The sequence below is a fragment of the Actinoplanes sp. NBC_00393 genome (genome assembly GCF_036053395.1).
Taxonomy (GTDB): Bacteria; Actinomycetota; Actinomycetes; order Mycobacteriales; family Micromonosporaceae; genus Actinoplanes.
The window spans coordinates 99,540-117,787 of sequence record NZ_CP107942.1; the positions used below are offsets into that span (position 1 = coordinate 99,540).

Genomic DNA, 18,248 nt, shown 5'->3' on the forward strand with positions numbered 1-18,248 from the left:
TCGTAAGTGACCTGCACGAGATGCTCTCGCGCGGTTTCCTGGCGTCACGGGTTCCAGAACCAGCGCAACCCGTTGTAGGTGTACTCCATCGCGGCGACCCCGTCATGGGCGTACCCGTCCTTGACGCGGAAGGCGAAGTTCCCGTCCTGCTCGTTGTCGGCTTCGGTGAAGTACGGGGATTCCCGCATGAGCTCCACCCGGTCCTGGTCGTAGGAGTGGGCAAAGTCGTCGGTTCCCGTAATGACCCAGACGAAGTAGCCGGCCGGGTCGTGACCCCGTGCGGCGGCAAGGATGCTGTCCATGTCCAGCGAGGTGCCACAGCTCATCGGCAGAAAGTAGCGGAAGTAGTCCAGCCCGTACTGGAAGGTCCGCCAGGTGGCCACGGCGCCCATCGAGAACCCGCCGAAGCCGCGGTGGTCGCGCGCGGCCATGAGGCCATCCGGGGAAACGTTCTCGGCGTAGCTGGAGTATCGGCTCTCCACGGCTGGGATCAGGTCGCCCAGGAGTTCGTGGTGGTAGTTCTGGGTCAGCGTCAAGGCCAGCCCGAAGTTGGCGCTGTCCTGCGGGCTGGTGTTGTTGTACGTGGGGCAGACGATGATCAGAGGTTCGATCCGACCCGCGGCGATCGCGTTGTCGAGCACGTTCTTGAAGTCGGACGGGGTGCTGGGCGTTCCGAGTGTCGTCGTCTCGTTGCCCCACCCGCCGTGCATGAGATAGAAGACGTTGTACCGTCTCTCCTCGGTGTAGCCGTACGGGAGGTAGACGATCGCACGCTTGGTGAGCTTCTGCGTTTTCTGCTCATAGGTCATCGACTCGTATGTGTCATAGCCCAGCTCGACCAGCGTCCCTTGCCGGTCGGCCGCGCCGGAGAATTCCTGCGGGACGACCGCCATCTCCGGGGGAAGCGGGTGCGTGCCCGCAGCCGTTCCGGACGGGGTCTGACCCGTCGCAGCCCCGGATGGCGTCCCGGTGCTGGCCGCGGTCCTGGGGGTCACATCACCCGACGTGCAGGCGGTGAGCACGGGAAAGACGGCGGCAACGGAACCCGCGACCAGGAAACCGCGCAGCAGCGCGCGTCGGGCCAGTAGCGGCTCTTCCATCGCGGTTAATGCTCCTCTTCTGCTCGGCGGGGGTACGCGGCGATCTCATGCGGATCACCGATCACTCCTACATTGGATGATCTCGTCAGCCCTGGTGGGACGATCCCGAGTACGTCAGTTGTCGCGCCCGGCGATATCCGTCGGTTCAATGAGGATGTTGTCGCCGCAGTAGACGCTGATCCGGGCACCGGCATCGGCGGCTCAAACCACCCTTGCGGGGGCGGCCACTGCTTCCGGGGTGTCGTTCGAGGTGGGCATCGCTTCGGCGCACTCAGGCCGTACCGTGCCTTCATGGCCGGCCTCGCCAGGCGTGTGCGTTGTTCGGGTTCACCACAGGGGCCCTCCTTGCCGAGTCGGGGCTGCCGTTGTCCGGCGGCGACGTGCGGGCCAGCGCCGCGGTAGACATGAAACCCGGTTCCCCCTGCTATACGGTGGGGAAGATGCTGGCCGCGGTCGCCGCCCAGCTGGCCAGCACGCGTAGCGCGTCGCTGGCCGGGGTGCCCGGTTCGGCGCTGTAGGCGGTCAGGGTGAGTCCGGGGTCGGCCGGCATAGGCATGGCTTCGAAACCAAGCTCAAGGCGCCCGACGATCGGGTGCTGGAAGGTTTTGACGCCGGTGTGGTGCAGGCGTACCTCATGGGCGCCCCACCGGATGCGGAAGTCGTCGCTGCGGGTGACGAGCTCACCGACCAGGTCCGTCAGCGCTTTGTCATACGGGTCCCGGCCGGCTTCAGTGCGCAGCAGTGCCACGGTGGTGCTCGCGGCCTCGTCCCAGCTGGGGTAGAACTTCTCGGCGCGAGGGTCGAGGAAGCAGAACCGAGCCAGATTGGCTGGGAGGGCCGTGGTGTCGAACGCGGGGGAGTAGAGCGCCTGGCCGAGGCGGTTGGCGGCGAGGATGTCCAGGCGACCGTTGCGGACGAATGCGGGCGCCTCGGTCATCGCGTCGAGCAGATGCTGAGTGCCGGCACGTACCTGCTGCCTGGCGGGGCGGTGGCGGGCGCGCGGGCCGGTGCCGGCTGCGCGGGCCAGGTCGTACAGGTGGGAGCGCTCCGCCTCGTCGAGCCTTAAGGCGCGGCACAGGGCGTCCAGGACGCTGTCGGAGACACCAGCCAGGTTGCCGCGTTCCAGGCGGGTGTAGTAGTCCGGGCTGACGCCGGCCAGCATCGCCACCTCGGCGCGGCGTAGCCCCGGGACCCGGCGGCTACCGCCGAAGTCGGGCAGGCCGGCCTCGTCAGGCGTGATGCGGGCCCGGCGACTGGCCAGGAATTCCCGGATGTCGTTCCTGTTGTCCACGACATGCACGCTACGACCGGGGTGAACGGTGAAAGAGGCCCTGTCATTACCTGCTTCGCCAAACCCTCCCAGCGGCCCGTTCCGCTCGCTTTCATGGATGACGTGAACCTGTCCACGATCACAACCATGGGAGCCGCTGTGCTGAGGTACGGGAAAGTCGGGATTGTCGAAGCGGGACCGCAGTTTGATCGCCGTGGCCGCCCTGCTGACCAGCGGCAACATTGAGCAGCTCACGTTCCATCTGAGCTTCGCCCGGGAGAACGGTCTCACCGAGACCGAGCTCAAGGACGCGATCACCCACCTGGCCTTCTACGCCGGTTGACCCAAGGCGATGTCCGCGGATGAGCGTCGCCAAGCAGGTTTTCAGCACCGACGAGAATTAACCTCCGAGGAACGTCAATGGAACTCAAGCACGTCAACGCTACCGTCAAGACTCCCGCCACCGCGTTCACCGGTGACGTCTACATGACTCCTATCTACAACGGCGCCGGACCGTCGCGGATGGCCGTTGCCCTCGTGCGCTTCACCCCCGGCGCTTACACCAACTGGCACTCGCATGCCGTCGGTCAGACCCTGCACGTCACCGATGGCGTTGCTCTGGTCGGCACCCGCGACGGCGCCGTGGTGCGGGCACGGGCCGGCGACACCGTCATCTGCCCGCCCGGCGAGGACCACTGGCACGGCGCCGCCGAGGACACCTTCATGAGCCACCTCGCGATGCTTGAGGCCAAACCGGACGGCGGCGACCCCACCACCTGGCTCGAGCCGGTCACCGACGAACAGTACAAGGCCGCCAACGAGACCAGCGGCAGTTGATGACAGGTACTGCCAGTACCCGTCACGACAAGCCCTGCGACGCCGCTGAGCTGCATGTTTAGCTAGATATCGGCGGCTGAGACACGCAGCCACCAGTTCAACTTTCAAGAAACGGATGTTCTCTGATGCGTGCGACATTCATGTATGGCACCGGCGACGTGCGCGTGATCGACGTCCCCGACCCGACGCTGCAGGGCCCGACCGACGCGGTCGTGCGGATCGTGCAGGCGTGCATCTGCGGCAGCGACCTGCACCCGTACCACTCGATGCCGGCCGACGAGAGCGGCACGCCGATGGGTCACGAGTTCCTCGGTGTGGTCGAGGAGGTCGGCAAGGACGTGTCCACGATCAAGGCCGGTGACCTGGTGGTGGCGCCCTTCGCGTGGCAGGACAACACCTGCGACTTCTGCCGTGAGGGCCTGCAGACCTCCTGCCGGCACGGCGGTTTCTGGGCCGCTGGCGGCATCGGCGGCGGCCAGGCCGAAGCGGTACGCGTCCCGCAGGCCGACGGCACCCTCGTCAAGCTGCCGGTCGCGGCCGACTCGGCGCTGCTGCCGTCGCTGCTGACCCTGTCCGACGTGTTCGCCACCGGCCACCACGCCGCGATCCGGGCGAACGTCAACGCGCGTACCACGGTCACCGTGATCGGTGACGGCGCGGTCGGCCTGCTCGCTGTGCTGTCGGCCAAACGGCTCGGCGCGGAGCGGATCATCCTGATGGGCCGGCACAAGTCCCGTACCGACCTGGGCCTGGAGTTCGGCGCCACCGAGGTCGTCGCCGAGCGCGGCCAGGAAGGCATCGAGAAGGTCCGCGAGCTGACCGGCGGCGACGGCACCCACACGGTCCTGGAGTGCGTGGGCCACATGCCCGCCTACGAGCAGGCCCTCGGCGTGGTCCGGGTGGGCGGGGTGATCAGCCGGGTCGGTGTGCCGCAGTACAACGACGGCGACATCGGTTGGAACCTGTTCGGCCGCAACCTCACCCTGACCGGCGGACCGGCCCCGGTGCGCCACTACATCGAAGAGCTGATGCCGGACGTCCTGGACGGCAAGATCGAGCCCGGCAAGGTCTTCGACCGCGTCATCGGCATCGAGGAAACCCCGGCCGGCTACCGGGCGATGGACGACCGCGAAGCTCTCAAGGTCCTCGTCCAATTCTGAGATCGATTCCGTCGCCGGGCAGTGCGCCGACCGGCCACGGAATCATCTTTGTCAGTAGCCCACAGTGAAACGCGGGCTGAGGTAGATAGAACCAGTCGACCGTGGCGCCGGCGTTGCGTGGCCCGTCCAGGACGAGGGAGTGGGCTTCCGCTTCCGGCTTGTACTCCTCCGGAAAACCGAGTCGAGCATGGGCGGGCCGCCCTCGGCCACGAGCAGCCGCAGCCACCGGGGTGAACGTCCCTCGTGTCGGAGCTGTCGCCAGATAGTGGGGTGCCCTGCCCACGCATCATGGGGTGGCGTCAAGACCATGACTGCGCCCTGAGGGCGTGCGTCCGCGGGGCGCGCGCTGGTTCGCTTGATCTCCGCCGGGGGCATCAGCGCCCAACCAGGCAGCCGTCCATGGGCCGAGCGGGAGCGCCCAGCCGTAGGTCCGGCTGGCAAACCATGAGGCTATGCCACGAGAGATTGCAGCTGGCGCGGAGAACGCCGAGCGATCAGCCCGAGTTGTACCAGGCCGAGCGAATTCTCGCGCGGATTCGTGCCGTCGTAAGGGGGCACTGTCTTTACCCCTTTCAGCAAAGGCTCCCTGTCGGCCGGGGATGCAGGTTGCATGGGCTACGAGCACGCCCTATCGCGACAACGAGAAGGTGCCGAATGTCTGACAACAACAGCCGCCGCCGGTTTCTGATGGGTACGGCCGGTGTGGCGGCAGCTCCCGTGGTGGCCGGCCTCGTGGGTCCCGCTGCGGCCGCGCAGGCGGCCGGCCGTCCCGCCGGCAACGGCGCTCCGGCGGCCACGGCCACCACGCTGACCAGCCGCCGCAAGCTGGGCCGGCTCAAGGTCTCCAGCATCGGCCTGGGCTGCCAGACCATGACGGGTCGGCTGTACGGGCCGGTCAGCAGCCGCCAGGACATGGTGAAGATCATCCGCACCGCGTTCGATCAGGGTGTCACCTTCTTCGACACGGCCGAGGCCTACGGGCCGTTCGAATCGGAACGCATCGTCGGCGAGGCTCTGCGCCGGGTACGCGACGAAGTGGTGATCGCGTCGAAGTTTGGCTGGAACATCGATCCGGACACCGGACAGCAGCTGCCGGGCCTCAACAGTCAACCGGCCCACATCAAACGCGCCGTCGACGGCATGCTGCGGCGTCTGCGCACCGACCATATCGACCTGCTGTACCAGCACCGCGTCGATCCCGCGGTGCCGATCGAGGACGTGGCGGGCGCGGTCAAGGACCTGATGAAGGCTGGAAAGGTGCGGCACTGGGGCCTGTCCGAGCCGGGCCCGCAGACGGTACGCCGCGCGCATGCGGTGCAGCCGCTGGCGGCTATCCAGAACGAGTACAACCTGTTGTGGCGCGGTTCAGAGGAGCAGATTCTGCCGCTGTGTGAGGAACTGGGCATCGGGTTCGTGTGCTGGGCGCCGTTGGCGTACGGCTTCACCACCGGCACGATCAACCCGTACACCCGCTTCGTCGAGGGCGACTTCCGGGCGTTTGTGCCGCGGCATTCGCCGGAGAACATGCCGGCCAACATGGCAGTGGTGCAGCTGCTGCACCAGTGGGCGGTCCGCAAGGGCGCCACCCCGGGCCAGCTGTCCCTGGCCTGGTTGCAGGCGCAGAAGCCGTGGATCGTGCCGATCCCGAGCGCGACCCGGACTTCGCACCTGCTGGAGAACATCGGCACCGAGGAGTTCGCCTTCACCGCTGCCGAGCTGCGCGAGTTCACCACCGCGCTGAACGCAATTCCCATCCGCGGTGAGCGGCTGCCCGCGCCGGTGCTCGCACTGTCGGGCGTCGAAGCCCCGCTGCCCTGACATAGCCCGTGCAGCAGGCCGGATGGCCGGCATCGGCCATCCGGCTGGTGCTGAGCGCCTTCGGCACCGAGCTCGCTCACCACAGGAGAGCGTCTCGTCCCGGCGACTCCAGCCCGCCCTTGTCCCTGGGAGAACTCATGGATGCGATGAACAGACATCCGCGTCGCGCTGTCCTGCGAGGCGTGCTGCTCGGTGTCGCCGGGACAGCGTCCGGGGCGGTGCTCAACGCCTGCGCCGACTCGCAAGCGACCACCTCTACGCCGGCCTCCGCCCTGCCCAGCGACGTATCTCGCAGTGCCCCGGCATCCACTTCTGGTGCGGGCAGCACGGTGTTGCTGGCGTATTTCTCCCGCGCGGGTGAGAACTACTTCAACGGCGGACGTAAACGGTTGGCCATCGGTAACACTGAGGTCGTGGCAGGCATGATCAGCCGGCTGATCGGCTGCGACGTGCACCGTATCGAGGCCGCCGACCCCTACCCGGACGACTACGATCCCACGGTCGCGCGCAACGTGCAGGAACAGAACGCGGACGCCCGGCCCGGCATCGGGAACCCACTCGCATCTATCGAGCGTTACGACACGATCCTGCTGGGCAGCCCCATCTGGAACGTACGAGCACCGATGATCATGACAACGTTCGTCGAGGGGTTCGACTTCGCCGGCAAGACGATCCATCCGCTCACCACGCACGCGATGAGCGGTCTCGGCACCGCCGAGCGCGACTACACCGCAGCCTGCCCCGACGCGATGCTCGGGGAAGGCCTCGCCGTGCGCGGCGAGGAAGTCACCGACGCCGAGGCCGCCGTCGAAGCGTGGCTGCGCCGCATCGGCCTACTCACCCGCTGACACCCGCCACAGGAGAACCGCACCACATGATCACCATTCTTATTCTCATCGTGGTAGCGGTGCTCGTTTTCGCCGCCTTTGCCGCAGGGCACTGGTACGCGTGGCGGCGCGTCGTTCGCGACACCACAGCCCGCCGCTCCACGCTGCGGCGCGTCGGCACCGCGGTGTTCATTGCCGGACCGGTGCTCGGGCTGGCCGCGATCCGCGACGACATGCCCGGCATCCCCTTCGCCTTCGAAGGCGTCATCGACTGGCCCGGGTTCATGTGGCTCGCCCTGTTCCTCTACCTGGTTCTCGCCTTGGCCGTGGGCGAGCTGCTCCGTCCCTTGCTGCGGTGGTGGCTGGCCCGACGCGACACCGGCACCACCGAACCCGCCGGGCAGCCGGGCGGGAAGCCAGCGGCAGGCGATCTAGTCGCTGCCGTGCCGCCTGCGGATCCCGACCAGGAGAGCGTTGTTGCGGTGGCGCCGCAGACAGACCACGAACCTGACGGACCTGCGGCGCAGGCGCTGTCACGCCGAGTATTCGTCTCGCGAGTAGTGGGCGGCGCCGCCGCCGCTGCCGCGCTCGGCACCGTCGGCTACGGCACCTACGGCGTGATGCGCGGCCCCCAGGTCAAACGGCTCACGGTCCCGCTGGCCAAACTGCCCCGCACCGCGCACGGGTTCCGTATCGCGGTGGTCAGCGACATCCACCTCGGTCCGATCCTCGGCCGCCGCTTCACCCAGCGCGTGGTGGACACCATCAACAGCACCCAGCCGGACCTGATCGCCGTCGTGGGTGACCTGGTCGACGGCAGCGTCGAAGACCTCGCCTCCGCCGTCGAACCGCTCACACAGCTGAGCGCGCGCCACGGCAGCTACTTCGTCACCGGCAACCACGAATACTTCAACGAGCCCGCCGAATGGATCGACAAGATCCGTGAGCTCGGGCTGCGCCCGCTGGAGAACGCCCGCACCGAGCTGCCCGGCTTTGACCTGGCCGGCGTCAACGACGTCCAAGGCGAACAGAGCGGTCAAGGCCCGGACTTCGCCAAGGCCCTCGGCGACCGTGACCGCACCCGCACCGCGGTCCTGCTCGCCCACCAACCCGTCGTCATCGACGACGCCGTCACACACGGCGTCGACCTGCAACTGTCCGGGCACACCCACGGCGGCCAGCTATGGCCGGGCCCCCTGCTCGCCGGACTGGCCAACCCCACCGTGGCCGGTTTGGAACGCTACGGCGACACCCAGCTGTACGTCAGCCGCGGGGCAGGCGTCTGGGGGCCACCGGTGCGGGTGGGCGCCCCGTCCGACATCACGGTTGTGGAGTTGGCCTCCGCGCAGGCGTGAGTTGGCACGTCAACTATTCGGCCGAGGCCGTGGCGCTGTTCTCCGTCGCTGCCCAGGCGGCGAGCAATTGCAGGCCGTCCCCGGATGGAGTGCCCGGCTCCGCAGAGTAGGTGACGATCGTCAGGCTCTCGTCGCTCAGCTGTAGCGCCTCGAAATCCAACTCAAGCTCGCCGATGGCGGGATGGCGGAACCGTTTCCTGCCGTGGCGGTGCACGTAGACGTCCTGGTCCGCCCACCAGGTGCGGAAGGCGTCGCTGCGCATCGACAGTTCACCGATCAGGTTCGCCAGCTGCTGGTCGTCCGGGTTCTGAGCGGCGGCGATGTGCAGCGCAGCCACGGCGGAGCGGGCCACCGGCGTCCAGTCCACGTAGAAGGCCTGGGCGTGCGGATCCAGGAAATTGAACCGCATCGAGTTCACCGGTAGCGCCCGGCTCGCGGCGAACATCGGCGCGTAGAGGGCCATGCCGATCGGGTTCGCGGCGAGGATGTCGAAGCGGTGGTTACGCAGGAACGCGGGTACCCCGGTCATCGAGTCGAGCAGACGGCGGATCGCCGGCCGGATCTCGGGTGCCTTGTCGCGGCGGACGCGCGCGCGTACCGGTGTCGAGCCGGCGGCGCGGGCCAGGTGGTGCAGGTGCGCGGTCTCCGTCGCGTTGAGTTGCAGCGCACGGGCGATGGCTTCCAGAACACTTTCGGAGGCACCGGTGAGGTTGCCGCGTTCCATCCGGGTGTAGTACTCGACGCTGACCCCGGCGAGCGCGGCGACCTCGCCTCGGCGCAGCCCTGCGACACGGCGGCTGCCGTACGCCGGGATGCCGGCCTGCTCGGGGCTGATCTTCGCCCGGCGTGAGGTCAGGAACGCGCGAACCTCGCTGCGGTTGTCCATACCTCCAGGCTAGGCACCTCGGCCGGCGGCTGTAGGTCAGCAACGCTCATCGCCCCAAAACTCGCCGCTGCCACCGCGCGGCGCGGCCGACGCCGAAGCGTCGAACGGCCGCCTCCAGGCGGCCACGCCGCCGAGGAATTTGCCTGGTACGCCGCGAGTCCCACGCCAGGGGGTCCCTGCCATTACCCCTTTCAGCAGTGCCTTCTTCGTGCCGATGTGCAGCGATTTACTGGAGGTGGTCGAGCGAGGGCGGGGGAGGAGCAAGCTGATGGCGTCAACGACGTGGGGGTTCGACGCGATCGGCACTCGGTGGCAGATTGAGACACCACAACCTCTGAACGACAAGCTGAGCAAGTATCTCGAGCAGCGGATCGCCTGCTTCGACGCCGTCTACTCGCGGTTCCGTACCGATTCGCTGATCAGTCGGATCGCCACCCAGCCGCGCGGCCGTTTCGAATTCCCAGCTGACGCTCGCGCATTATTCGGCTTCTACGACCGGCTTGCCGCGGCCACCGACGGCGCCGTCGACCCGCTCATCGGCCGCAACGTCATCGACGCCGATGGCGACTTACGCGGCGCCTGGGCCTGGCAGCATCCGCGTCGGGCTGGAGGATCCGCGTGACTCTCGGCGGGTTGTTGGTGTGGCCCGGCTCGGTGACCAGGCGCTGGCCGCATCGGCAGCCAACCGACGTGCCTGGGGCGAGAGGCTGCCTGGCGCAGTCATTCGCCTTCACCGCGGTGGGGATGTTCGCCGACGGCCGCGCCGAGACCTCGCCAGGCTTCGGCGGCGACTTGTTCCTGCGAACCCGAGCCTCATGATCGGAGCACCCATGACACGGCTGCACAGGCATGTCACCACGATCTCGATGGCGGGCATGACGATCCTCGCATTGGCCGCCTGCTCGGGCGGCGACAGCGACACGGCGGTCCCCGCGAACCCGGGCGCCGGCCCGTCGGCTCTTCCCGCGCCCTCGAGCGCGCCTCCCTCGGCACAGTCGGGGCAGACGACGTACGCCGACGGCCGCTACACCGCCACCGGCTGGTACGGCAGCGGTCCGTCGAGCATCGACGTCACCGTCACCCTCGCCGACGACACGATCACTGACGTCGAGGTCACCCCGCATGCCACCAATGCCACCTCGCTGGACTACCAGCAGCGTTTCGCCGCGGGTGTCGGCGACGAGGTGATCGGCAAGGACATCGACGAGGTGAACCTCGACCGGGTGGCCGGTTCCAGCAGCACACCCGATGGCTTCAACGACGCGCTCGCCCGGATCAAAGCCGACGCCGGGCGCTGACGTCGCCCGGCTGGGGATGAGCAGCGGCGAGCGAACACCGGATCCAGCGCCACACCTGCCCTGTGGACGGCATTGAACTACCGCAACCGATCTAGCACGCCCTAAGACACGCCAGCGAAGGATCAGAACTGCCGATGATGGATATGACACGCAGGCACCTCCTCGGATTCACCGCACTCGGATTGGCGGGTCTCGGTGTCGCCGGGTGTTCCAGCATTCCTGGACTGGGCGGCAATGAAGGAGGCGGCGACGCGCTGGCCCGCCCGGTGGATGGTGCGCGCACTCTCATCGCGTACTTCTCCCTGCCGTTGACCGACGACCCGGAGAACATGAACAGGGACGAGGAGAACAGCACGCACGTTGTCGACGGCAAAGTCCTCGGCAACACGCAGCACGTCGCGCAGATCATCCAGGCGCGCACCGGCGCTGAACTGTTCCGGATCGAGACGGCGCAACCACTGCCGCTGGACTTTCCTGTGCTCGAGAAGCAAGCGTTGCAGGAGCAAGAATCGGATGCTCGGCCCGAGCTGAAGGCCCTGGTGTCGAACCTCGACGACTACGACACGGTGTTCGTCGGCTACCCGATCTACTGGTACGACATGCCGATGCCGCTGTACACGTTCCTGGAACGGCACGAATTCGGCGGCAAAACCATTATCCCGTTCACCACGCACGGCGGCAGCCGGCTGTCCGGAACCGTCGAGAAGATCGCGGAGAAACTCGGCGACGCAACCGTCGTCGACAACGCGTTCACGATCTCCCGCGACGACATGGACAGCGCCGAAGACGAGGTCGGCGCCTGGCTCGACAGCCTCGGCGTAACAGCCGGATAGAACACGCGCCGCACCAACGCAATCCCGCGCGTCTCGCACGGGCGTGACTTCATCCTGCTGTGACGGCGCCCGACGCCTGCGGCCCAATCGCTCGATCCGACAGAAAGCCATCCGATGACGCACCCCACGGACACGGCGGCACCAGCGCTGCCGGGCCGGTACGACCCTTCCGACCCTCCGCCAAGCCGGCCGCGGCCACGTATGACCCTCAAGGCGAAAGTGTTCGTCCTCGTCGCGATCATGCTGGCGACTCTGGCGGCGCTGACCTACGTCAACCTGCAGCATGTGCGCGGGGCCAGCGGCTCGTCGGACTACTCACTAGCCGCGGACCCGGACGCCGGCCGACGAAGCGCCAACGCGGCGGAGGTGTGACGATGTTGCGCAAGGTGCTGTTCTGGGGCGTCGCGGTGGTGTTCCCGCTGCCGCTGGTGCTGACGTACAACACGCTCGCGGTGGAACCCGAGCAACTCAGGTTCTACGTCACCCTCGGGCTCACCGCCTACGCCTGGTGGCTGCTCGCGATCGTGCTCAGCGTCAGACCGCCGTGGCTGGAGCGCCTCGTAGGGCTGCCGTCCATCTACGGGTTGCACGGCATGCTGGGCGTGCTCGCGATCGTGCTCGCCTACGTGCACCGCGACAACTCCTACTCGGGCAGCCAGTTGGCGATCCTGCTGGGCGACTGGAGCTTCTACGCCGCGGTCACCGTGCTCTTGTTCTCCGTGTTCTTCCTCAGCGGCTGGCTGGTCGACCGGGTCCGGCTGCTGCTGAGCGCCAAGCGGCTCCTCGAGAAGGTGTTCCATCACCAGCTGTCGGTGTGGGTGCATCGCCTCAATCTGGTGATCGTCGCGATGATCTGGCTCCACGCGCACCTGCTCGTGCGCGTGAACCAGTACTTCGCATTCATGATGCTCTTTGACGTGTTCACGGTGGCCGTTCTCGGCCTCTACGTGTGGAAGAAGTGGATCGCCCCGGACACCTACTTGACGGCAACGCTCGTCAGCAACCAGGCACGGGGCGGGTCAAGCCGCCGCCTGTCCGTGGAACTCGATCACGCGGCCGCGAGCATCCGACCCGGCGACTTCTTCTTCCTGCGCTTCGAAGGCGCGCAGGCGGTGTCGAAGGAATGGCATCCGTTCTCCGTGACCGACGACGATCAGAAGACGTTGAGCTTCACCATCCGTCAGCACGGAGACTTCACCCGACGCCTCACGGACGTCTCGGTAGGCAGCCGCGTCCGGCTGGAAGGACCCTTCGGCCGGTTCGAATCGATCGTCCGCAAACAGGACGCAGACGCGCCGCTGGTCCTGCTCGGCATGGGCGCGGGCGTCGCACCGCTACTGAGCCTGGCCGCCGCCCACCACACCACCCGCAATATCCACCTGCTGTGGGCGGTGCGCGACCCGCAGGACGCCTACTACCGCGACGTGCTCGCCCGGTACCAGGCATCGTCGGACAACCGCATGCACGTGACCACCAAGGTCGGGCGCTTCCGCCGGGACGACCTTGCTGAGCTGCTCCCGGCGGATGCCGTCAGGAACGGGGCGTTCTTCATCGTCGGCCCCAATCCCGCCGTCCTGGCGAATCAGCGCCTGCTTAGAAAGATCGGAGTCTCGTCGCGGCGAATTCATCAGGAACGACTGACGATGTGAGCGGTCCGACGGCGATACCCCTGCAAGCGGCGATCCCTTCACGGCCCTGGAATCGGCATACGTACGGCGACGTCACCATAAGTATCGGCCCCGCCACTACCAGCGAAAATGTGTAGCATCCAGTCGAGGGACGCTTCGCAGCCACTCCACGCGATGACGGCCCCGGCCATAACCGGACGGGGCGCTGCACCGAACCCGATCCGCAGCCGTACGGCTGCTGCCTGCCAGCTGGGTGACAACTGTCCCACCTGCCGGCCCACGCTCTGCCTCCCGGATCCATCCGACGAAATCCCGACAGGAGCACTCTGATGACCCTCTCCCGGCGGCAAATGCTCGGTGCTTCGGCGGTGGCTCTCACCGCGAGCACCGCACCTCTTGTTCCCGCGTCGGCCTCGGCGAGCCCCGCTGCGGGCAGCACATCAGGTTCCGGCAGGCCCAAGCCGCTGATCATCAGGGAACAGGGAAGCTTCTCCGCCGGAGGAACCGTCAAACGCGCCGAGGGTGTCTTCAACCCCAAGACGCCGTTCGACCCCCAAGGCCAGACCCTGCACGGCGACCACGCCAGCGTGCGCTACCAGATCCCCGAAGGGGCACGGCGATACCCGCTGGTGTTCCTGCACGGCGCCGGCCAGTCGGCACGCTGTTGGGAAACCACGCCGGACGGCCGCGACGGCTTCCAGAACATCTTCCTGCGCCGCGGCCGCGGTGTGTACCTCGTCGATCAACCGCGGCGCGGACAAGCCGGCCAGAGCACTGAGCCGGGCACCATCCCCGCCGAGACCGCCGACCAGAACTGGTTCACCCAGTTCCGCATCGGCCTCTGGCCCGGCTTCTACCCAGGCGTGCAATTCCCGCGTGACGAGGAATCGCTGAACCAGTTCTTCCGCCAGATGACACCCAACACCGGCCCCTACAACGATCAAGTCATCTCCGACGCGATGGCCGCCGTCTTCCAACGGTCCGGACCGGGCATCCTCGTGACACATTCGCAGGGCGGAACGCCGGGCTGGCGGACGGCTATGAAGAGCTCTCGGGTGCGTGCGATCGTCGCCTACGAGCCGGGTGGTGCGTTCACCTTCCCCGACGATGAGATGCCGGAGCCGATCCCGAACAACTACGCCACCGTGACCGGGGTTGCGGTTCCGCGGCGCGAGTTCCTCAAACTGACCGAGATTCCCATCGTGGTCTACTACGGCGACAACATCCCCCGCCAGCCGTCGGACATCCCGGCCCGCGACTATTGGCGCGCCGTTCTGCAGATGGCCCGGCGCTGGGCCGACCTCATTAACCGCAATGGGGGAGACGTGACCGTGGTGCACCTCCCCGACGAAGGCATCCGCGGCAACACCCACTTCCTCTTCTCCGACCTCAACAACGTCGAGGTGGCAGACCGCCTCTCCCGATGGCTGCGCCGAAAGCGTCTGGGTTAGCCGCTGCCCGGCGAAACCTACGCAGACTTCCTGCCCCACCCACGGTCCCCGCCCTCCGAAGAAGTCGCGACCTAGGAAGGCCCGACGTGCCCGCAGACTCCCTCAAAGCCTCAGACACGCTGATGCCTGCGGCGTTCATCGGCCACGGCAACCCGATGAATGCCCTCGAGGTCAATCGCTACACCACCGCATGGAAGGCGTTCGGCGCGGCCGTACCCCGCCCCCGCGCCATCCTGGTGATCAGCGCGCACTGGTACATCAACGCCACCGCCGTCACCGCGATGCCGAAGCCGCGGACCATCCACGACTTCTACGGCTTCCCGCCGGAACTGTTCCAGGTGCAGTACCCGGCACCCGGGCTACCCGAGTTGGCCGCGGAGGTCAGCGACGTCGTCCACCCCACCTGGGTCGGCGCCGACGTCGACAGCTGGGGCATCGACCACGGCACCTGGTCGGTGCTGACACATGCCTTCCCCGACGCCTCCATTCCCGTCGTGCAGCTCAGCGTCAACGCCGACAAGCCGTTCGACTACCACCTCGGCCTCGGCGCGAAGCTGGCCCCGCTGCGCGAACGTGGCGTACTGATCGTCGCCAGCGGCAACGTCGTGCATAACCTGCGCGGAATGGACTGGAAGCTCACCGACGACGGCTACGACTGGGCCCAGCGGTTCGACGAGGACGCCAAAGCCCGGATGCTGAGCGATCCATCCGAGTTCGCGACCCTCGACGCGCACCGCGACTACCGCCACGCCGTACCGACACCGGACCACTTCATCCCCGCCCTGTACCTCGCCGGCCTGGCCGCAGACACGGAGGCAACTGCTAGCACGGAGGTCCTCGTCGACGGCTACGCCTACGGATCATTGTCGATGACGGCCTACACCCTCGGCCTGTCCTGCCCCCACGCCGCCGGTGACGGCGGCTCCCCGCAGCCACCCGCCGACCTGCCACCTGATGGATCCAACATCTGACTCTGATCGACGCGAACAGTGGCTGGGTCGATAGCGGTACGCAGCGCGCTGGCGATGGCCAGAAAGGCTCACCCCGCCGTTTCCGGCGTGGTGCTCGAAGGCCTGCAGATCGTGATCCTCCAACGCCTCCTACTGTGGGCAAACAGTCAGTAAGGGCGAGCTCGGCGTCACGGACGGCGCGGCAGGGCGCCTCCACGCAGCTACCCGAAAAACCACTGCATGTGTGCCCGAACCGGGAAGAAGCCATCATCCCCACGGCGAACTCACGCTAGCGCTGGCTGGATGACTTTTGCGGAATGCCTGAATACCAGCAACAACGCTGGCCACGATGGGCTCGACACTTCGCAAGGACAGCTACCGACGATTACCAGCCAGCCCGCGGAAGAAGGAACACGGTCATGAACACCGCTGCGCTTCGTAACCTGGCTCTGCTCATCGCCCGCGTCGGTCTCGGTGTCATCTTCATCGCCCATGGATGGCAGAAGTTCACCGAATACGGGCTGGACGGCACTGCGGCGTCGTTTGAGCAGATGGGCGTCCCGTTGCCCACGCTGAGCGCTTGGTTCGCCGCGGTCGTGGAGTTCGCCGGTGGCATCGCTCTGGTCCTGGGCCTTGCCGTATCCGTGGCAGGGGTCCTGCTGGCGCTGAACATGCTGGGTGCGTTCGTCCTTGTGCATGTCGGCAACGGCATCTTCGTCGGCGACAACGGCTTCGAGCTCGTGCTTGCGCTTGGCGCCGGTGCCCTGGTGTTCGCCGCCGTCGGTGCCGGACAGTTCAGCCTGGACCGCCTGATCGCGCCGCGGCTGTCTCGTGCGTCGGCTCGCCGCGCGACTGCAGCGGGGCGTTGAACGCGCCGTTAGCAGCCGTGGTGGCCGGCTCTGGTCCGGTCAGCCGGTGGGCCTTGCGTGATTCGGTGCGGTGATCGGGCTCGTTGCTGCCCAACTGGCCAGTAGGCGTAGCGCGTCAGCGGCCGCACTACCGCGCCGAGATCGAGGCGTGGCGCGAACGGAGCGTCACCACCGACTACCCCGTGACCAGCCACGACTAGAGACGATCAGCTGGCGACATCCTGCCGGTCTGGGCAGTTCCAGGAGGTCCAGTCGTAGCCGGTGTGCAGCGCCGCAGGACCTTTCCCGATCACCAGCAAGTTGTCGGGTCCGGCGCTCTCGGAGACGCCGCCGGACGGTGAGGTGATGCCGACGACGAGCGCGAAGGCCGTAGCCGCGGTGACGGCGAGGATTGCCGCGGCCGTACCGGAGGCGGTTCTCAAACGCATAGTGCTCTCCTCAGCGGATGTATTTGCTGTTCTGGCGAGGCAGCCTCGATCTACCCGATCAGAAGAACAACTGGATCGAGCCGTAGAACTGCCGGTACAGCGACTCCGCATCGTGCCCGCCGCCAGGATCGAGGGCATAGCGCAGGTTGCCGGTGTCGCCCGAATCGAAGCTGCGCGACATCTTCCGCATCTCACGGATCTGCGGCTCCATCTGGTAGCTCGTGCCGTCGCCCGACCCGACCGACGCCGCGATCAGGTAGTCGTCGCGCTGGTAACCGGAGTCTCGGGCGACCCGGTCGAGATAGGCGGCGGTCTGCTCCGGCGCGGCGGCTCCGCCCGAGTCCTCGATCACCCAGCAGTCACCTGCCATCGGCATGAAGTAGGCGAAGTAGTCGAGGTTGTTGATGAAGACATACCACGTCGTAACGGCACCCATGGAGAAACCAGCGAAGGCGCGGTGCGTCCGCGAGGCGGTGAACCCGGCAGCGTCGGTGGTCCGCGCATAGGTGTGATAACGGCCCTCGACAGCCGGCATGAGATCGTTCTCCAGTTCCTGGGGGAACGCTCTGTCCAGCTGTCCGGCGTAGTGCAGGTCGAGGCTGGCATTGTCGTCCGGGTAGAACGTCGGCGTGACGACGATCGTCGCCTTCAGTAGACCTTCCTCGATCATGTGGTCCAGCATGTTCTTCACCACCGACGACTCGCCGGCACCGCCGAAGAAGCTTTCTGTGGTCATGCCGGCGCCGTGCATCAGATACAGAACGTCATAACGTGTCTGCTGATCCTGTTCGTTGTAGCCGGCCGGTAGATAGACCAGCGCATGTTTGCCGGTCGTCGCGTTGTTGTGCCGGGTCGAATAGTCGACGCGCACCACTTCGCCCTGTCGTCGGGCCGGGGTGTCCTGAAAACGGGCGAGCATGTCGGCGGGCACCGACGGAGTGAACGCCGGACTGCTCGCGCGACTGCCATCGTCACGCTGAGTCCGCCTGGACAACGCAATCGTCGTCAGCAAGGTCACTACGACGATGACGGCCAACACCGATAGCGTGCGCGCTCTCATGATCCGCTTTGTTGGGTGCGCGTGCTGCGGGTCTCCATCAGATGCATCTCCTGGTCGAAATCTTGCCGGGCTGGGTCGTCGTCCGGGCGAAGTGTCGACGACTGCCCGCCCGGACGACGACCGGGTAGGTGATCGCAGCGCGCTGCAACAGGCCCGAAGCCGCGGCTGTGATCTCCTTGACCCAGCTAAGCCCAGCCGCTGCGCTTGTGGGAGGCACCGTTGAACGGTGTAACGCCAGTACCTCCCAGATATTTGTCTGGCTGCGTACCCTCGACGCCGTCAGATTGCGCGACGCACACGACATGCGCTTCGTGCCGGGATCTTGTGCGCTGCCTCGCCCGGCCAGCACCCCGGCCGAGACTCACCGCGCCGCCGCCTCCTGCGGGCCTGATCGCAGCACGGCTTCGGCGTTCTACCGGCGCTGGCCGCGAGAAGCAAGCCGCATCCGTATTCCGTTGTTATTGCCATTTCCTGAGTG

19 protein-coding genes are annotated in these 18,248 nt (G+C 67.0%); 14 read left to right on the forward strand and 5 right to left on the reverse strand.

Going from position 1 to position 18,248, the window contains the following annotated elements:
* Positions 1 to 44: 44 nt before the first annotated feature.
* Together OHA21_RS00415 and OHA21_RS00420 are read right to left on the reverse strand one after the other, a co-directional pair.
* On the reverse strand, positions 45 to 1,100 hold the full coding sequence (locus OHA21_RS00415; RefSeq protein ID WP_328468926.1) for an alpha/beta hydrolase: 1,056 nt from the start codon (positions 1,098 to 1,100) through the stop codon (positions 45 to 47).
* 424 nt (positions 1,101 to 1,524) lie between these two features.
* Positions 1,525 to 2,391 carry a helix-turn-helix transcriptional regulator gene (locus OHA21_RS00420; protein WP_328468928.1) on the reverse strand — a complete coding sequence of 289 codons (867 nt, stop codon included), beginning with the start codon at positions 2,389 to 2,391 and terminating at the stop codon, positions 1,525 to 1,527.
* 163 nt (positions 2,392 to 2,554) lie between these two features.
* On the opposite strand from OHA21_RS00420, the gene OHA21_RS00425 reads away from it, so the two are divergent.
* The 6 genes from OHA21_RS00425 (at position 2,555) to OHA21_RS00450 (ending at position 8,367) form a co-directional block, all read left to right on the forward strand.
* Positions 2,555 to 2,713, forward strand: a complete 159-nt coding sequence (locus OHA21_RS00425) for a carboxymuconolactone decarboxylase family protein (RefSeq protein WP_328468930.1) — start codon at positions 2,555 to 2,557, stop codon at positions 2,711 to 2,713.
* 77 nt (positions 2,714 to 2,790) lie between these two features.
* Positions 2,791 to 3,207 (forward strand): (R)-mandelonitrile lyase, encoded by a 417-nt coding sequence (locus OHA21_RS00430; protein WP_328468932.1) that lies wholly within the window; start codon positions 2,791 to 2,793, stop codon positions 3,205 to 3,207.
* A 125-nt stretch (positions 3,208 to 3,332) separates the two neighbouring features.
* Positions 3,333 to 4,367 (forward strand): alcohol dehydrogenase catalytic domain-containing protein, encoded by a 1,035-nt coding sequence (locus tag OHA21_RS00435; protein WP_328468934.1) that lies wholly within the window; start codon positions 3,333 to 3,335, stop codon positions 4,365 to 4,367.
* Between the two features lie 504 nt (positions 4,368 to 4,871).
* Positions 4,872 to 6,185, forward strand: coding sequence for an aldo/keto reductase (locus tag OHA21_RS00440; RefSeq protein ID WP_328468936.1), 1,314 nt, complete (start codon positions 4,872 to 4,874; stop codon positions 6,183 to 6,185).
* 137 nt (positions 6,186 to 6,322) lie between these two features.
* Positions 6,323 to 7,033 (forward strand): flavodoxin, encoded by a 711-nt coding sequence (locus OHA21_RS00445; RefSeq protein ID WP_328468938.1) that lies wholly within the window; start codon positions 6,323 to 6,325, stop codon positions 7,031 to 7,033.
* A 26-nt stretch (positions 7,034 to 7,059) separates the two neighbouring features.
* Positions 7,060 to 8,367: a metallophosphoesterase gene (locus tag OHA21_RS00450; protein WP_328468940.1), complete on the forward strand. Its 1,308-nt coding sequence runs from the start codon at positions 7,060 to 7,062 to the stop codon at positions 8,365 to 8,367.
* A gap of 13 nt (positions 8,368 to 8,380) precedes the next feature.
* Here the strand turns inward: OHA21_RS00450 and OHA21_RS00455 are convergent, their stop codons facing one another.
* Entirely contained in the window at positions 8,381 to 9,253 is an 873-nt protein-coding gene (locus tag OHA21_RS00455) for a helix-turn-helix transcriptional regulator (RefSeq protein ID WP_328468942.1), read from the reverse strand.
* A gap of 268 nt (positions 9,254 to 9,521) precedes the next feature.
* On the opposite strand from OHA21_RS00455, the gene OHA21_RS00460 reads away from it, so the two are divergent.
* The 8 genes from OHA21_RS00460 to OHA21_RS00495 all read left to right on the forward strand — a co-directional run bounded on the left by OHA21_RS00460 (position 9,522) and on the right by OHA21_RS00495 (position 16,282).
* Positions 9,522 to 9,875, forward strand: a complete 354-nt coding sequence (locus OHA21_RS00460) for an FAD:protein FMN transferase (protein ID WP_328468944.1) — start codon at positions 9,522 to 9,524, stop codon at positions 9,873 to 9,875.
* A 208-nt stretch (positions 9,876 to 10,083) separates the two neighbouring features.
* Positions 10,084 to 10,551, forward strand: a complete 468-nt coding sequence (locus OHA21_RS00465) for an FMN-binding protein (protein WP_328468946.1) — start codon at positions 10,084 to 10,086, stop codon at positions 10,549 to 10,551.
* A gap of 137 nt (positions 10,552 to 10,688) precedes the next feature.
* Positions 10,689 to 11,384, forward strand: coding sequence for a flavodoxin (locus OHA21_RS00470; RefSeq protein WP_328468948.1), 696 nt, complete (start codon positions 10,689 to 10,691; stop codon positions 11,382 to 11,384).
* 219 nt (positions 11,385 to 11,603) lie between these two features.
* Positions 11,604 to 11,756, forward strand: a complete 153-nt coding sequence (locus tag OHA21_RS00475; protein WP_328468950.1) for a hypothetical protein — start codon at positions 11,604 to 11,606, stop codon at positions 11,754 to 11,756.
* A 2-nt stretch (positions 11,757 to 11,758) separates the two neighbouring features.
* The gene (locus OHA21_RS00480; RefSeq protein WP_328468952.1) at positions 11,759 to 13,033 is read left to right on the forward strand and encodes an FAD-binding oxidoreductase; all 1,275 of its coding nucleotides are present in this window, start codon (positions 11,759 to 11,761) and stop codon (positions 13,031 to 13,033) included.
* A gap of 308 nt (positions 13,034 to 13,341) precedes the next feature.
* Positions 13,342 to 14,463 carry an alpha/beta hydrolase gene (locus OHA21_RS00485; RefSeq protein WP_328468954.1) on the forward strand — a complete coding sequence of 374 codons (1,122 nt, stop codon included), beginning with the start codon at positions 13,342 to 13,344 and terminating at the stop codon, positions 14,461 to 14,463.
* A gap of 86 nt (positions 14,464 to 14,549) precedes the next feature.
* Positions 14,550 to 15,434, forward strand: a complete 885-nt coding sequence (gene ygiD, locus OHA21_RS00490; RefSeq protein ID WP_328468956.1) for a 4,5-DOPA dioxygenase extradiol — start codon at positions 14,550 to 14,552, stop codon at positions 15,432 to 15,434.
* Between the two features lie 398 nt (positions 15,435 to 15,832).
* Positions 15,833 to 16,282: a DoxX family protein gene (locus tag OHA21_RS00495; protein ID WP_328468958.1), complete on the forward strand. Its 450-nt coding sequence runs from the start codon at positions 15,833 to 15,835 to the stop codon at positions 16,280 to 16,282.
* Between the two features lie 206 nt (positions 16,283 to 16,488).
* On the opposite strand, the gene OHA21_RS00500 is transcribed toward OHA21_RS00495, so the two are convergent.
* Positions 16,489 to 16,710 carry a hypothetical protein gene (locus tag OHA21_RS00500; RefSeq protein ID WP_328468960.1) on the reverse strand — a complete coding sequence of 74 codons (222 nt, stop codon included), beginning with the start codon at positions 16,708 to 16,710 and terminating at the stop codon, positions 16,489 to 16,491.
* A gap of 58 nt (positions 16,711 to 16,768) precedes the next feature.
* Positions 16,769 to 17,746 carry an alpha/beta hydrolase gene (locus tag OHA21_RS00505; RefSeq protein ID WP_328468962.1) on the reverse strand — a complete coding sequence of 326 codons (978 nt, stop codon included), beginning with the start codon at positions 17,744 to 17,746 and terminating at the stop codon, positions 16,769 to 16,771.
* Positions 17,747 to 18,248: the final 502 nt, after the last annotated feature.

Excerpts from the sequence above, each read along its gene's own strand:
- OHA21_RS00455 (WP_328468942.1), bottom strand. The coding sequence starts at position 9,253 with ATGGACAACCGCAGCGAGGTTCGCGCGTTCCTGACCTCACGCCGGGCG.
- OHA21_RS00480 (WP_328468952.1), top strand. The coding sequence starts at position 11,759 with ATGTTGCGCAAGGTGCTGTTCTGGGGCGTCGCGGTGGTGTTCCCGCTG.
- OHA21_RS00495 (WP_328468958.1), top strand. The coding sequence starts at position 15,833 with ATGAACACCGCTGCGCTTCGTAACCTGGCTCTGCTCATCGCCCGCGTC.
- OHA21_RS00500 (WP_328468960.1), bottom strand. The coding sequence starts at position 16,710 with ATGCGTTTGAGAACCGCCTCCGGTACGGCCGCGGCAATCCTCGCCGTC.
- OHA21_RS00470 (WP_328468948.1), top strand. The coding sequence starts at position 10,689 with ATGGATATGACACGCAGGCACCTCCTCGGATTCACCGCACTCGGATTG.
- OHA21_RS00450 (WP_328468940.1), top strand. The coding sequence starts at position 7,060 with ATGATCACCATTCTTATTCTCATCGTGGTAGCGGTGCTCGTTTTCGCC.
- OHA21_RS00435 (WP_328468934.1), top strand. The coding sequence starts at position 3,333 with ATGCGTGCGACATTCATGTATGGCACCGGCGACGTGCGCGTGATCGAC.
- OHA21_RS00460 (WP_328468944.1), top strand. The coding sequence starts at position 9,522 with ATGGCGTCAACGACGTGGGGGTTCGACGCGATCGGCACTCGGTGGCAG.
- OHA21_RS00485 (WP_328468954.1), top strand. The coding sequence starts at position 13,342 with ATGACCCTCTCCCGGCGGCAAATGCTCGGTGCTTCGGCGGTGGCTCTC.
- OHA21_RS00465 (WP_328468946.1), top strand. The coding sequence starts at position 10,084 with ATGACACGGCTGCACAGGCATGTCACCACGATCTCGATGGCGGGCATG.
- OHA21_RS00445 (WP_328468938.1), top strand. The coding sequence starts at position 6,323 with ATGGATGCGATGAACAGACATCCGCGTCGCGCTGTCCTGCGAGGCGTG.
- OHA21_RS00430 (WP_328468932.1), top strand. The coding sequence starts at position 2,791 with ATGGAACTCAAGCACGTCAACGCTACCGTCAAGACTCCCGCCACCGCG.
- OHA21_RS00415 (WP_328468926.1), bottom strand. The coding sequence starts at position 1,100 with ATGGAAGAGCCGCTACTGGCCCGACGCGCGCTGCTGCGCGGTTTCCTG.